We start from the raw sequence: 13,045 nt of genomic DNA on the forward strand, positions 1-13,045 counted from the left end.
TCGCGCACAGCAGTCTGCACCATTTTACGAGTGATAACCATGACGATTGACAAAATCGGCAGGTTCACGGTCTTGGAAACCCTCGGTGGAGGCGCTCACAGTAGCGTCCTCCGCATTCGCCGCGAAGAGGATGGGCGCGAGTATGTCCTTAAGCTCATCTCCATTGATAGTCCGGAAGACCTGAAATATCTCGACCAGGCCCGGCATGAGTTCCGCGTCGGGCAGATGCTCCAGCATCCGAACTTGGTCAAGGTGTACGCCCTGGAAGTCGAGAAGGGCTGGTTCACAGGGCCGAAGAAGGCCCGCCTGCTCATCGAATATGCGCCGGGCACGCCGATGGACAAGCTCCCCTTGCTGCGCCTGCCGAAACTGCTGCGGGTGCTGGAACGGATCGCCGACGCCCTCACCCACATGCATAAGCAAGGGGTCTATCACGGAGATATGAAACCAGGCAACTTGATCTACGATCGCGGCACGCGGGTCAAGGTCATCGACTATGGCTTAGCCTGGATTAGGGGGGAAGGCAAGAACCGCGTGCAAGGAACGCCGGAATACATGGCCCCGGAGACGGTGGAGCACAAGATCATCAACGAACGGACGGACATTTACAACTTCGGCGCCACCATGTACCGCTTGACCACCTTGCAACTCCCCCCCTGCTGGGTGCCTCCGGAAGGCGGATTGCCCCTAAATTCTCGGCTATTCCTGGAACAGCTCAAGCCGGTCCGTTCGCTCAATCCGGCGGTTCCTGAGCGACTGGCGGAGTTGATCCACGCCTGCCTCCAACCGAATGCCCACAAACGCCCCGAACGGATGAGCGTGATTCAAGGGGTGCTCGATGAATTGGCCGATGCCGCTGCCGCTCAGCTCGATCCTGCGGAATGGGAAGAGTGAAACTGCGAAATCGTGTCCCTAGCAGCCTCTTGCGACTATTTCTAGGGTTTTTCTGCACTGCAAACGAAGGAAGTACGAACGTCCTCCCTTTCCACAACCGCGCCCACTATGACTAGAAGTTCAAGTGCCGCGAGGGGGTACTACGATTGTGACACGGCGAGGCCCGGTTTCAGACCATACAAGAGGGCGGCGGGCCGCGATACGGGAAGGGCGGCTGCGGGTATGGCATCCATGATCCAGCGATTGATGCGGCGCAAACCCTGGAGATACCAGGGCGAGCCGAAGGGCCAGCTTTCCTGCTGCACCGCCGCTCCCAGACGGCGGTAGTGAGCGGCCAAGCGGCGGATGGCCGAACGGGATAGGGGGGGGCGTACTTCTGCTCCCAGAAACAAACGCAGACCCGGTCGGATCGCTTGGCCGAGCGTTCCTTGCCGGATGTGTTCCGCCGCGGGATGGAGCAAAGCCAGGCCAGAGATCGCCCCCAGATAGGAGGCAGCCAAACGTTCGGCTAGCACGGCAGCCTGACCGACACCGATGACGTAGACCCGCGGGTTGGGGGTGCTCCAGCGTTGGCAGGCCGCATCGAGCAGGCGTTGCAGATAGCCGATGTCAGCCGGCTGTCCTTCCGTCCAGCTCCAACGGATCTGGCCGTAGCTATTGGGAGTGACAGGGCGGCTGCCGCGGGGGCAGAGCACGATGTAGTTGCGGTTGCTCAGGTGGGGTACGCGCGCCAGAGTTTCCCACTCGTCGCTGCCGTGAGGATGGAGTAGCAGAACTAACGGGTAGGGGTATTTCGGCTGGTATTCCGCGGGAAGGAAGACAGGGCAGGGTCGGCGGCGCGCTCCCGGCACCCGCAATTGGCCCGGACCGGAAGGTTTGCTTCGGCGGAGCCGGTAAAAATCATCGTCCGGCATAGATCGCTACCTGTTGGAAGGGGTCTATTCACCCGTCAGGGCGTTCGTGCTGCTGGCGACCACCCTCTGTCACGCCTTGCTCTAGCGGAGGGTGTGCGACAACTCTACGTTGAGTTGCCCGCACATTCAAGGCAAAGACGCCACTTCTTGAGGAAAAATCGCCACGAGAACGATTTTTCCGCGCGATTACTCCGACTGCACATATTGCAGTGGAATGGGAAAACGGCGCGAAGTCAACCGACTCTGGCGATTTCAGCGGCTTTTTCCCGCTTGTGGCCATCGGGCGCGCGGAGTAACTGGCCGGATCGCTGCCATCCGTCTATCCGCAGCGCTCCGCACAATCGGAGCGACGCACAGACTCCGTCCGCCGCCCGACGGATTTTCGCCAGAGGAGAGTTTTTTAGACTGTCAGCCGCGACCCGGAAGAGCCGCCCGGATCCAGCAAGCCGCGCTCGTGCAGATAATTCAGGATCATCGCCACCCCCTCTTCCACACTCTGACGGGAAGCGTCGTAGGTTAGTTCCGGATGAAGGGGGGGTTCGTAAGGATCGTCGATGCCCGTGAAGCCCATGCCGCGCCCGGCAGCCACAGCAGCCCGCGCCTGCTGATACAGCCCTTTGGGGTCCCGCTCCTCGCACCAGGATAACGGCGTGCTCACGTAAATCTCGATAAACGGCAGCGGGCCGCCCTTGTTCTGCTCGTGAATCCGCCGTACTGCATCCCGGTCCTTGCGATAGGGGCTGATGAAACTGGTCAGGGCAAACACCCCGGCGTCAGCAAACAGGCGGGCCACCTCCCCGATCCGCCGGATGTTCTCCTCTCGATCCGCCGCACTGAAGCCCAGGCCAAAGCGCCGCGCCTGCTCTTCCGAATACCCCCGGCTTTCCATGAGGATCTTTGGCCCGGCGTTCAGTCCGAAGCGGATATTGTCGCCATCGAGCACATAGGCGGCGTGGCCCCGCTGGATCAGCACCTGTTCCAGGGCCACGGCCAGCGTGCTTTTGCCGGAACCCGATAATCCGGTGAACCACAGCGTTCCCCCGCTTTGGCGGAGCAACGCTCGCCGCTCCTCACGTGTCACCGCGCCGGGATGATAGAAAATCTGAGTGGGTTGAATGGTTTCCATGGGTGATCGCCTTCCTCTTTCCAACTCACCTCGCATACCGTTTTTCCCCCACGAGGGAGAAGATGTTTTAGTCTGAACCGCCTGTTGTGTCTGGGTGGGGGCTTATGGTCCTGGGCAGAGAGCTGATTGTGACAGAAGGGACGTTCTGAAGGCCATGTCCCCGTTGAGGGGGATTCTCCTTCCTGGGAACTGGCCGCGTTTTCAGGGTCCAGCCACGCGAAACTCAACCGCTGCCGACGGCCCGCTCCGGCGCCCCGCTGCATCGCTCACTTCGACCGTGGCCGTATAAACCCCCGGTTGCTCCGGCACCGGGAAGGCACAGAGCAGGTAGTAATCCCGGACTGGTCCGCGGGTGTAACGGTTCTCCTCGAAGCGCATGACCGGCACACGCCGCCGGCGGTCCGAGGGATCGGGCATAGACACGGGTTGGCCATGGGCATCGCGGATGACAACCGAGGCCTGGACCTGGATGAGCCAGCTTTCCCCGCGGGGTCCGCGACTTGGCTGTCCCCCGATGTTGCGGACCTCGATGTAAAGCTGAGCCAAGTCGCCAGGGCGATAGGGTGTGTTTGCTGGCCACAGTTCGTACCGTCGGTAGCCATGCACGGGGTGGCAGAAAGCGACGGTTCCCAGGCGTAGGGCGGCGTATTTTTCCAGCCGATCAGTCAGGGCTTGGAGTTGCCCCACCAGCTCGGCGGCAGCCTGGGCATCTTCACGCCAGCGTGTCGCTGCCCCGCTGCTGAGAATCGGTAACAAGGCCAAAACAAAATCCTGGTTTTCCGCCTCGAGCATGGCCAGGGCATCCAGGGCACGCTCCGGTTTCCCCTCCACGTGGGCGCGGACCGCCGCCAGCAGAGGAGGGTCTGGTCCTGGGGAAAGAGCCGCTGCCGCGGACGAGACCGGCCATACTGTCCAATTCTCGAACCGCTCCCGTCCGCCTTCCGTAGGCCGTTCCCCTCCTATTGGGCCGGGCGGCGAATGTTTCGTCTCCCCTCGATCCAGCCGGTCGGCTGCGCTGGGTGTCTCAGAAGAGCTTGGCCCTGCCAGGGGACCTGCGTTTCCTTCCGCCCGGCGCACCACCTCCCCCGGACGGCTCGGATAGCTGGCAAAATCCGTCACGGCTAAGGGAGGCGCCGGCGGACCTTCAGGCGGCGACTTGACCCGGCCTTTTTTATCCCCCTCGTCGAGTGCCGGGGGTGCAGGCCAGGGAAAAAGGGTCTTGCAGCCACAGACACCCGCCCACCACAAGCATGCGCTCACCAGGCCGATCCGCCGCCATTGGCTCCATTCCATTGATCCTCTCACCGTGGGGTGGTTCACCGTCTGAATCCTGCGAGCGGCCGGGTTGCTCCCCAGTCATGAATCCAACCCGCTGTCCCATACCTTGACCCTCCGTTGGCGCCAAGCCGACTCCGTCCCCTGCTACCTCGGTTTCGGTACCGGCACGCATCTCCCCTCCGCACGCTTGGCTTTGGGAACCGCTTACCTCACGCGGCCCTCTCCTCGGGGCAAGCTTGGGATCGCTTTTGACCCAATCGCCTCAATAAATGCTTGTGATCGGCGAATCTCCAAGTTAGACTAGTGGTGGATGTGATGGATAGGACAAACATCCCTTGGTGTGATAAACTTCCTGCGGGAGGTCAATCACCATGTATCGCCGAATGATCGGAATGATTGTTCTGCTGGTGATTTGTACAACTCTGGCCTCGGGACGGGCACAACCCCCGGTGGAGTCTCAACCTCCACGGGAAGCGGGCCAAGCAGATAGTTTGGTTCCCCTGACCAGGGGAATCAAAGTTCTGCTGAATGTCTACTTGCCCCTGGATTCCGGAAAAAACATTAGGGTGAACATCCATTACTACTCCGATCGTACGACGATCATTCCCCTGCCGGTGTGGGTGATTGTGGGAGAACCGGAGGTCTTCCTAGAAGGGAAGTGGCAAACCCGACCGCCAGTTTGGGCACCGCAAGCCGGGGATAGCAAAAACCCGCTCAGGATCCGCTTTCGCCTCCTCAATCTGCTAGCAGACGAGAAGACCCGCAAGGTCGTATACGATCATTTACGCCAAGTGGCCAAGTCACAACCGAATCAGGTCCAAATCCACTTCGATCAACCAAAACTCGCGGAGGATAAGTTTACTGTCTCATTGTTTCGCGTCAGGGATAAAGGGCCCCTGATGTTGGTCGCCGGTCCTCAGCAGATCTCCCAAGTATGCCTTCAAGATTCAGAGGGGGGATGGGTCGAAATGGAGATCCCGCCTCAGAATTTATCCCCGGCGCCTCAATTGCAGCAATTGCGTGTTCAAGTTCACGGTCCGATATATGCCCAACTCCGGCGGGAGCAAATCTCCGCCACGGTCAGCCAGCTCCGCTACTCGTACCACCAACTCCTCAACGATATCAAGCCGAAGTATCACTCGGCCCAGCCGGATTATCTCCTCTTCTTCCCTACAAAACAAGGTGTAGCGGAGCAACAGACCAGCTTTGATCGATTCCTGTTCCAGTACCTCTCGATTGAGTTGTCCGTGCGGCAGGACCTTTCGGCCAACGACCGCACCTTTCCCGAAAGCATGCTCCGTGAACTCGTTCGCATGACCATCAAAGAGGTGGAATTGCAACAAATTCAGGACCAGCAGACCGTGACGATCCTGCTCGGCCAGCAGGTCCACATCACGGCGACCTTGGGCGAAATCCGCCAGCTTGCCTCGAAAAAGCGGGCAGAACGGGAGCAGGCCCTCAAGGAAGCCCTCGATCGTCACTACAAGTATCAGCAGCAGCAATCGCGGGAAAGCAGCTCTGAGAGTTCCTCGCAAAAAAGCAGTGTTCGGGGTGGGGGGATTTCCGTGGGATTCCGAACCCCTGTCTACGGTGTGACGGCTTCGGGGACTTACTTTGAGGGGGGCTCCAACAAATCCAGCAACAAGTCCTCTGAGAAATCCTCCGAAGCGTCCAGCCAAGAAAACGACTACAAACACAATCTCGAATACCTCCAAAAAGCTTTGGATGAATTGCAGCAACACTTCCAGGGGAGCATGAAAACCCTCTCCGGTGTGGCTCTGAACCAGAAGTCTCTCAGCCAAAGTTTCGAGCAGCTTGAAGGGAGCTACAAGCAGTACCAATTCGTCACAGATTGGTATCGCTACGATTGGCCGCCTATTTCCTTGACCATGTCCGCCGACATTCTCGGCTGCATGCAGATGATGGAGGAGCGGTATCGGCAAGTCACGGATGCAGAACAGAAACTGCAACAATCCCTGGAGGCGGCCAACAAACAGCTCCAGGTGCTGCGTGCTGCGATGCAGGACAATGCCAAGGACTACCAGAAATTCTGGCAGCTGCTCACTCGCTGCCAGCAGGAGTTGGCGGAAATCCAGAAGCAAGTCAGCCAACTGCCGCAGGGCAAACTCCAGGAGAACATCCGGCAACTTTCGCAGCGACTGGAGATGCTGGAAATGTTCCTGGTCGGGCAAGCTCAACGCGTGTTGGCAGGACATCAAAATTACGTTTACCGCGTTGCGGCAAGCCGGGATGGTGGTGTGGTGGTGTCGGGGGGGAAGGATGGTCAGGTGTTGGTGTGGGATGGTGTGCGTGGTCAGTTGCGGCATCGGCTGGAGGGGCACAGGGGTGGGGTGTTGGGTGTTTCCGTGAGTGGTGATGGTGGTGTGGTGGTGTCGGGGGGTAGTGATGGTCAGGTGTTGGTGTGGGATGGGAGGAGTGGTCAGTTGCGGCATCGGCTGGAGGGGCACAGGGGTTGGGTGAATGGTGTTTCCGTGAGTGGGGATGGTGGTGTGGTGGTGTCGGGGGGTAGTGATGGTCAGGTGCTGGTGTGGGATGGTGGGAGTGGTCAGTTGCGGCATCGGCTGGAGGGGCACAAGGGTTGGGTGTTGGGTGTTTCCGTGAGTGGGGATGGTCGGGTAATAGTGTCTGGGGGTGAGGATAGGACGGTGCGGGTGTGGGATGTAGAGAGTGGGCGATTGCTCCATACGCTAGAGGGGCACAGCGATTGGGTGCGGGGTGTCTCCGTGAGTGCTGATGGTCGGCTGGTGGTCTCAGGAAGTGATGATCGCACAGTGCGGGTGAATTACCTGCCGTTGATAGCACTTACCAAAGCCAATCCGCGTTAGGGGATGAGCTTGGATTCGAGATAAACTCAGCCTCAGGTTGGCCGGCTTTATGACAGGAGGGGGGTATGGCCCCCTCCGTCTCATTTTCCTTGGACTTCTGGGTGGTGTGTTCCGGATGTGCATCAAGTAAGGGCGGAGGGGAGCTTGCAGCTCGTTCAGGGGGTAAGATTTTCGCCTCAGAGGTGGCAATTTGGCCGGCCGGACCATATTAGTGACGATGGGGAAAGGGAAAAGGTCGTGGTGAGCGTCGTGCAAGTCCTTCCAGTCATGGGCAGGCGCATGAGTACAGGATACTGGCTAGGGGTAGACCTGGGCGGGACGAAAATCCTGTCGGGACTCTTCGATGCCGAGATGAAACTGGTGGCTCGGTCCAAGCAGCCGACGGCGGCGGAGGGCGGCCCCAGTGCGGTCATCGGCCGGCTGGTCCAGGGGATCGAAGCCCTGCTCAAGGAGGCCGGCGTGGAGTTGCAGCAGGTGCGGGGGATGTGCATCGGCGTACCGGGGCAAGTGGAGATTGGCACCACGCGCGTCCGCTACGCACCGAACCTGGATTGGCGGGAGGTAGACATCCGACCCCTTCTGCCGGCGCATTGGACGTGGCCGCTGATCGTGGAAAACGACGTGCGTATGGGAACGTATGGGGAGTTCACCTACGGGGCAGCCCGCGGCTCGCGGCATGTCCTGGGCGTCTTCGTGGGCACGGGAGTGGGCGGCGGGCTGATCATCGACGGCAAGCTATACACCGGCTTCAACGGCAACGCCGGCGAGTTCGGCAACCTGGTGGTCCACTGGCGGCAGGGGACGATCCTGGAACACATCGCCGGACGCAAGTTCATGATGAAGCGTGCCAAGGACATCCTGGATGATGCCCCCAAGCGGGTCCGCAAGGAGTGGAAGGGGATAGATTTGGCCCATGTGCGTAGCTCGCAGCTTGCCGAGTTTTATCAGCGGGATGATCCAGTGGCGGTGCAACTGGTGGATGATGCAGCCCGTGCTTTGGGTGCGGCGATCGGCGGTGTGGTCAATTTCCTTAACCCGGAGGTGATCGTCATCGGTGGCGGGGTTACGACGGCCTTGGGGGACAGTTTCATCGAGCGCATCTGGGAGATTGCCCGCCGCTATACGCTGCCGTATGCCGCCGATGGAGTGCGCTGTGTCATGGCGGCGTTGGGGGATGATGCGGGCATCATCGGCAGTGCGGCCTATGCCCAGGCCCAGGTGTCAATGATTTCCGCCGCGGATGTAGCTTGAGTAGGGCACGAGTAAGCTGCCCCACCGGCGCTGTCCTCCCCGGTTTTCTGGTTCCGGAGAGCGAGGAGTGCCACGGAGCGGGGAAGGGGCAGGCCGGAGACGCCGGGGGAATCCATGAATCCAGCATGGCGTGCACGTTATGAGGTGGCGCGGACGGCGGTGCGCCAGGCGGGGCAATTGGCCCGGCGCTACTTCCATGCCACGGCCCTCGCGGTGGAGCAGAAGATCGATCAGACGCCGGTAACCGTCGCGGACCGCGAAGCGGAAGCCTTGCTGCGCCACGTGCTGACCGACGCTTTCCCTGACGACGGCTTTCTCGGCGAAGAGTACGGCAACCAAAATGGCTCCTCCGGGTACCGCTGGATCGTCGATCCGATCGACGGCACCAAATCGTTCATCCGCCACATTCCCCTGTGGGCGACGCTTCTGGGGCTGGAATATCGGGGGGAGTTGATCGCAGGGGTCGTTTACGCTCCGGAGATGGACCGCCTCTATCACGCCTTGCGGGGGGAGGGGGCCTACGTCAACGACCGCCCGCTGCGTGTGTCCCAGGTGTCCAGCCTCGATCAGGCGCTGTTATGCTACTCCAGCTTGCGCTGGTTTTTGGAGGCGGGGAAGGAGGATGTCTTTTTGGAATTGGTCCGGCGGACGGAGCGGCAGCGCGGCTATGGGGATTTCTACGGCTTTGTTCTGGTGGCAGAAGGGGCGGCCGACATCATGATCGACCACGGCCTGAGTCCCTGGGATGTTGCCGCGCTGATTCCGATCATCACCGAGGCCGGGGGCTGCATCACCGATTGGCACGGCCAGAATGCTTTCACCAGTAGTGCGGTCGTCGCCACGAACGGCTGCCTGCATACCGAGGTGTTGGGCATCTTGCAACGTGCCTGAAGTGCTGCCTTGCCTATCCTCTCTCCGCGGCAGGATCGTCCCATGATTGATCCGCACTTTTCCGCCATCTGAGGTCTCCTCCGGTTGCCACTTCCGCCCTGCTGCACGAAAAATACTCTCGACTGGCTTTTTGCGAGCCGTTGAGCTGTAACCTTTACTGCAACGAGGGAGAATCACGTATGAAATCTCTGGGGACTGCCTTGGGCACTGTGGCTCTGCTCGCCTTTTCCACCACCGCGCTCCAGGCCCAGCAGTGGGCCACCGTTAAGGGACGCGTGGTGTTTCCCGAAGACAAACCCATTCCCGAACGCAAGCCCCTCAATGTCACGCAGGACAAGGACCACTGCCTAGCCAAAGGTCCCATCCTCGATGAATCCATGATGGTCAATCCCAAGAATCGGGGCATCAAAAATGTGGTCGTTTGGCTGCGGCCCAATGACAAGGACCCCAAGTCCAAGTTCCTGCCCTCTCAGATTCATCCCGATTTTGCCAAACGCAAGCCTGCGGAGATCGTCATTGATCAGCCCCAATGCATGTTTGTCGATCGCGTTACCATCGCCCATCCGGGGGACAAGCTCATCGTCAAGAACTCTTCTCCCGTGGCGCACAACTTCTTCTGGAACAGCGGCAACAACGGCAATTACAACGTCACCATTCCCAAAATGGACCAATGGGTCATGCCGCAACCGCTCCAGTTTGAGTCCCCGCCCATCAAGTACTCCTGTACCATTCACGGTTGGATGACCGGCTACGTGCGCATCTTCGACCATCCTTACGTGGCTGTCACGGATGAAAACGGCAACTTTGAAATCAAGAACGCACCGGTCGGCAAGTTCCGCATCGTCTTTTGGCATGAGAACGGCTTCCTCGGCGGTGCAGCGGGCCGCTTCGGGCAGGAAATTGAAATCAAAGGTCCCGTGACAGAACTCAAACCGACGGTGTTCGACATTACACCCCGCCAGTGAATCGCCACCGGCTCGTGGGAGGATTCTGCAACCTCCTCTGCCCTGGATTGGGGCCAGCCAAGTCCAACTGTTGGAGCCGGTCCGCTCTCAGCTCGAAGGCGGACTACTGGGGGTGAATAAACTCAGTGATGAGACGGACCTCTCGGTTCGTCTTGATTTGTTTTTTGCGAAACCTTGGAACTATGGCGTCCGGATTGGCTGCGAGAGTCCTAGGAGGGCCGTGGGGGCACGGAATCAGCCGACGGTTACGATGGCGCGCTCGCGGTTGTCCGTGCGGTTGCCTTCGCGGAGCTGGCGGTGGCGCAAGGCGGCGGCGATGAAATCCCGGAAGAGGGGATGTGCCTGAGTCGGCTTGGATTTGAACTCCGGATGGAACTGCACGCCGACAAACCAGGGATGATCCGGTAGCTCGATGATTTCCACGAGTTGGCCGTCGGGGCTGCGGCCGGCCACGACCAGCCCGTGGGCTTCCAATTGTTCCACATAGCGGTTGTTGACTTCGTAACGGTGGCGGTGGCGTTCGCTGATCATTTCGGTGCCGTAAGCCTCGAAGGCCCGCGTGTCCCGCCGCAACCGACAGGGGTAGGCGCCCAACCGCAGGGTGCCGCCCAACTGGGCTACCTGCTCCTGCTCGCTCAAAAGGCAGACGACGGGGTGCGGCGTGGCTTTGTGGAACTCGGTGCTGTTCGCTTCGGCAAGCCCTACCACATGCCGGGCAAACTCGATCACCGCACATTGCAAGCCGAGGCAGATGCCGAAGAAGGGGAGGCGCGACTCACGAGCATAACGGATCGCTGCGATTTTTCCTTCGATGCCGCGCTTGTCAAATCCTCCCGGCACGAGCAGGCCATCGACCGCGGTCAACGCCGCTGCCGCTGCCGACTCGGAGGTCAACTTCTCCGCATCGATTCGGATCACTCGCACCCGCACTCGGTGGTAAATCCCGGCATGATCAAGGGCTTCATAAACCGACTTGTAAGCGTCCCGGTGCTTGACATATTTGCCGACGAAGCCGATCACGACCTCCCCGTCGGGATGAATCAGCCGGTCCACCATTTCCCGCCAATCGTCGATCTGGAGCGGTTGGGCATGGGTCAGCCCCAATTTCTCGACCAGAAGTTGATCCAATCCCTTTTCGGCAAAGCCTAGCGGCACCTCATAGACGCTGTATTCCTTGTCCTTTTCCTCAATGACAGCCCGGCGCTCGATGTTGCAGAACAAGGCGATCTTTTCGCATTCGCTTTCTGGAATTTCTCGTTCCGTTCGGCAGATGAGCAGGTCCGGCTGGATGCCGATGGCGCGGAGTTCCCGCACGCTGTGTTGAGTCGGCTTCGTCTTCAACTCGCCTGCCGCTTTGAGGTAAGGGACCAGGGTCAGATGAATGAACAAGCAGTTTTGTTTGCCGACTTCCAGGGCAAATTGGCGGATGGCCTCGAAGAAGGGCATTCCTTCGATGTCGCCCACGGTGCCGCCGATCTCGGTGATCACGACATCGACATCCGGGCCGGCCAGCTTGCGGATGCAGTTTTTGATCTCGTCGGTGATGTGCGGGATGACCTGGACGGTCTTGCCCTTGTAGTCGCCGCGCCGCTCCTTTTCGATGACGGAGAGATAGATTTTCCCCGTCGTATAGTTGCAATCTTTGTTCAGGGGGGCGTGGGTGAACCGTTCATAATGGCCCAAGTCGAGGTCGGTTTCGGCTCCGTCGTCCAAGACATAGACTTCCCCATGCTGGTACGGGGACATGGTGCCGGGATCGACGTTGATGTAGGGGTCCATCTTCTGCATGCGCACGCGCAGTCCCCGGCGCTCAAGGAGCATGCCGATGGACGCTGAAGTTAAACCCTTACCCAGGGAGCTGACCACGCCCCCCGTCACGAAAATGTGTTTGGTCATAGTTCTGCGTTCCCGCTCATGAAAAGAGTGGGAACGCGGCGTGAAAAATGCGCGTCGTCCCCACAAACTCCAGTATATGAGCGCCGCAGAAAGTGACCAATCGCAAAGGCGCGGAATCAGCCTCCGAGTTCCCTAGGCTGCCTGACGCTCTTGTTCCCTTCGATAGTTGCGGACAAACTCGGCATAGTCGGCAGGAGTGTCGATTCCCTTGTGAGCATGGGAAACGATTCCGACTCGGAGGGAGATGCCGAGCGCTAATGCCCGCAACTGTTCCAGTTGCTCGATCTGCTCCAGGGGATGGGGAGGCGTAGCCGCCAATTCCCGCAGAAAATGCCGCCGATAAGCGTAAATCCCCAAATGCTGGAGATAGAAGGGGGAAGGCTTCTGCCAATCGGGCGGGCCGTTCCGGTGGTAGGGAATAGGCGCGCGGGAGAAGTAGAGGGCACGCCCATGTCCATCGCAAACCACCTTGACCACGTGAGGACTGAAATAGTCCTCGCTACAGCGCAAGGGGGCGGCCAGGGTCGCCATCGGGCAGTCGCTATGGTTCCGCATCAAGGCGATCAGCGTCTCAACGTGGCTCGGCTCAATCTGGGGTTCATCTCCCTGAAGATTGACGATGACATCGGCTGTCAAACGGTTGGCGACTTCGGCGATGCGGTCGGTGCCCGAAGGATGGTCTTCTCGCGTCAGCACGGCCTGGCCGCCGAAACTTTCGACCGCTGCGACGATGCGCGGATCATCCGTAGCCACCAGTACCCCTTGCACGCCGCGGACGCGTACGGCCCGCTCATAGACATGCTGAATGAGATACTTGCCTGTTTCTCGAAGCAACGGCTTGCCCGGCAAGCGACTCGAAGTAAACCGAGCGGGAATGACAATGACGGCCTCCATCGCCGACTCTCCCTGAGTGAAGCATCGGAAAATCGGCGGCATTAGAGCAAAAAGCCAGGACGGGAACAAGGGCAAGGCGCTAGTCAGCAG

10 protein-coding genes are annotated in these 13,045 nt (G+C 59.8%); 5 read left to right on the plus strand and 5 right to left on the minus strand.

Going from position 1 to position 13,045, the window contains the following annotated elements; all coding sequences use genetic code 11:
- The first annotated feature begins 39 nt into the window (after positions 1-39).
- A complete protein-coding gene (locus H0921_RS05305; RefSeq protein WP_194536992.1) occupies positions 40-894 on the plus strand; it encodes a serine/threonine protein kinase in 855 nt (284 codons plus the stop codon).
- A gap of 140 nt (positions 895-1,034) precedes the next feature.
- On the opposite strand, the gene H0921_RS05310 is transcribed toward H0921_RS05305, so the two are convergent.
- The 3 genes from H0921_RS05310 to H0921_RS05320 all read right to left on the minus strand — a co-directional run bounded on the left by H0921_RS05310 (position 1,035) and on the right by H0921_RS05320 (position 4,227).
- The gene (locus H0921_RS05310) at positions 1,035-1,808 is read right to left on the minus strand and encodes an alpha/beta hydrolase (protein WP_194536993.1); all 774 of its coding nucleotides are present in this window, start codon (positions 1,806-1,808) and stop codon (positions 1,035-1,037) included.
- Positions 1,809-2,208: 400 nt separating this feature from the next.
- A complete protein-coding gene (gene cysC / locus H0921_RS05315) occupies positions 2,209-2,934 on the minus strand; it encodes an adenylyl-sulfate kinase (RefSeq protein ID WP_194536994.1) in 726 nt (241 codons plus the stop codon).
- A gap of 201 nt (positions 2,935-3,135) precedes the next feature.
- On the minus strand, positions 3,136-4,227 hold the full coding sequence (locus tag H0921_RS05320) for a hypothetical protein (RefSeq protein ID WP_194536995.1): 1,092 nt from the start codon (positions 4,225-4,227) through the stop codon (positions 3,136-3,138).
- Between the two features lie 356 nt (positions 4,228-4,583).
- On the opposite strand from H0921_RS05320, the gene H0921_RS05325 reads away from it, so the two are divergent.
- The 4 genes from H0921_RS05325 (at position 4,584) to H0921_RS05340 (ending at position 10,165) form a co-directional block, all read left to right on the plus strand.
- The gene (locus H0921_RS05325) at positions 4,584-7,058 is read left to right on the plus strand and encodes a WD40 repeat domain-containing protein (RefSeq protein ID WP_194536996.1); all 2,475 of its coding nucleotides are present in this window, start codon (positions 4,584-4,586) and stop codon (positions 7,056-7,058) included.
- Between the two features lie 279 nt (positions 7,059-7,337).
- The gene (locus H0921_RS05330; RefSeq protein ID WP_194536997.1) at positions 7,338-8,309 is read left to right on the plus strand and encodes an ROK family protein; all 972 of its coding nucleotides are present in this window, start codon (positions 7,338-7,340) and stop codon (positions 8,307-8,309) included.
- 114 nt (positions 8,310-8,423) lie between these two features.
- The gene (hisN, locus tag H0921_RS05335; protein ID WP_194536998.1) at positions 8,424-9,200 is read left to right on the plus strand and encodes a histidinol-phosphatase; all 777 of its coding nucleotides are present in this window, start codon (positions 8,424-8,426) and stop codon (positions 9,198-9,200) included.
- Positions 9,201-9,379: 179 nt separating this feature from the next.
- Positions 9,380-10,165, plus strand: a complete 786-nt coding sequence (locus H0921_RS05340; protein WP_194536999.1) for a hypothetical protein — start codon at positions 9,380-9,382, stop codon at positions 10,163-10,165.
- A gap of 234 nt (positions 10,166-10,399) precedes the next feature.
- Here H0921_RS05340 and H0921_RS05345 read toward each other — a convergent pair whose 3' ends face one another.
- Together H0921_RS05345 and kdsB are read right to left on the minus strand one after the other, a co-directional pair.
- Complete coding sequence (locus H0921_RS05345; RefSeq protein WP_194537000.1) at positions 10,400-12,061, minus strand: CTP synthase; 1,662 nt, start codon at positions 12,059-12,061, stop codon at positions 10,400-10,402.
- Positions 12,062-12,193: 132 nt separating this feature from the next.
- Positions 12,194-12,955 carry a 3-deoxy-manno-octulosonate cytidylyltransferase gene (gene kdsB / locus H0921_RS05350; RefSeq protein ID WP_194537001.1) on the minus strand — a complete coding sequence of 254 codons (762 nt, stop codon included), beginning with the start codon at positions 12,953-12,955 and terminating at the stop codon, positions 12,194-12,196.
- Positions 12,956-13,045 lie beyond the last annotated feature (90 nt).

The sequence above is a fragment of the Thermogemmata fonticola genome (assembly GCF_013694095.1).
Lineage (GTDB): Bacteria > Planctomycetota > Planctomycetia > Gemmatales > Gemmataceae > Thermogemmata > Thermogemmata fonticola.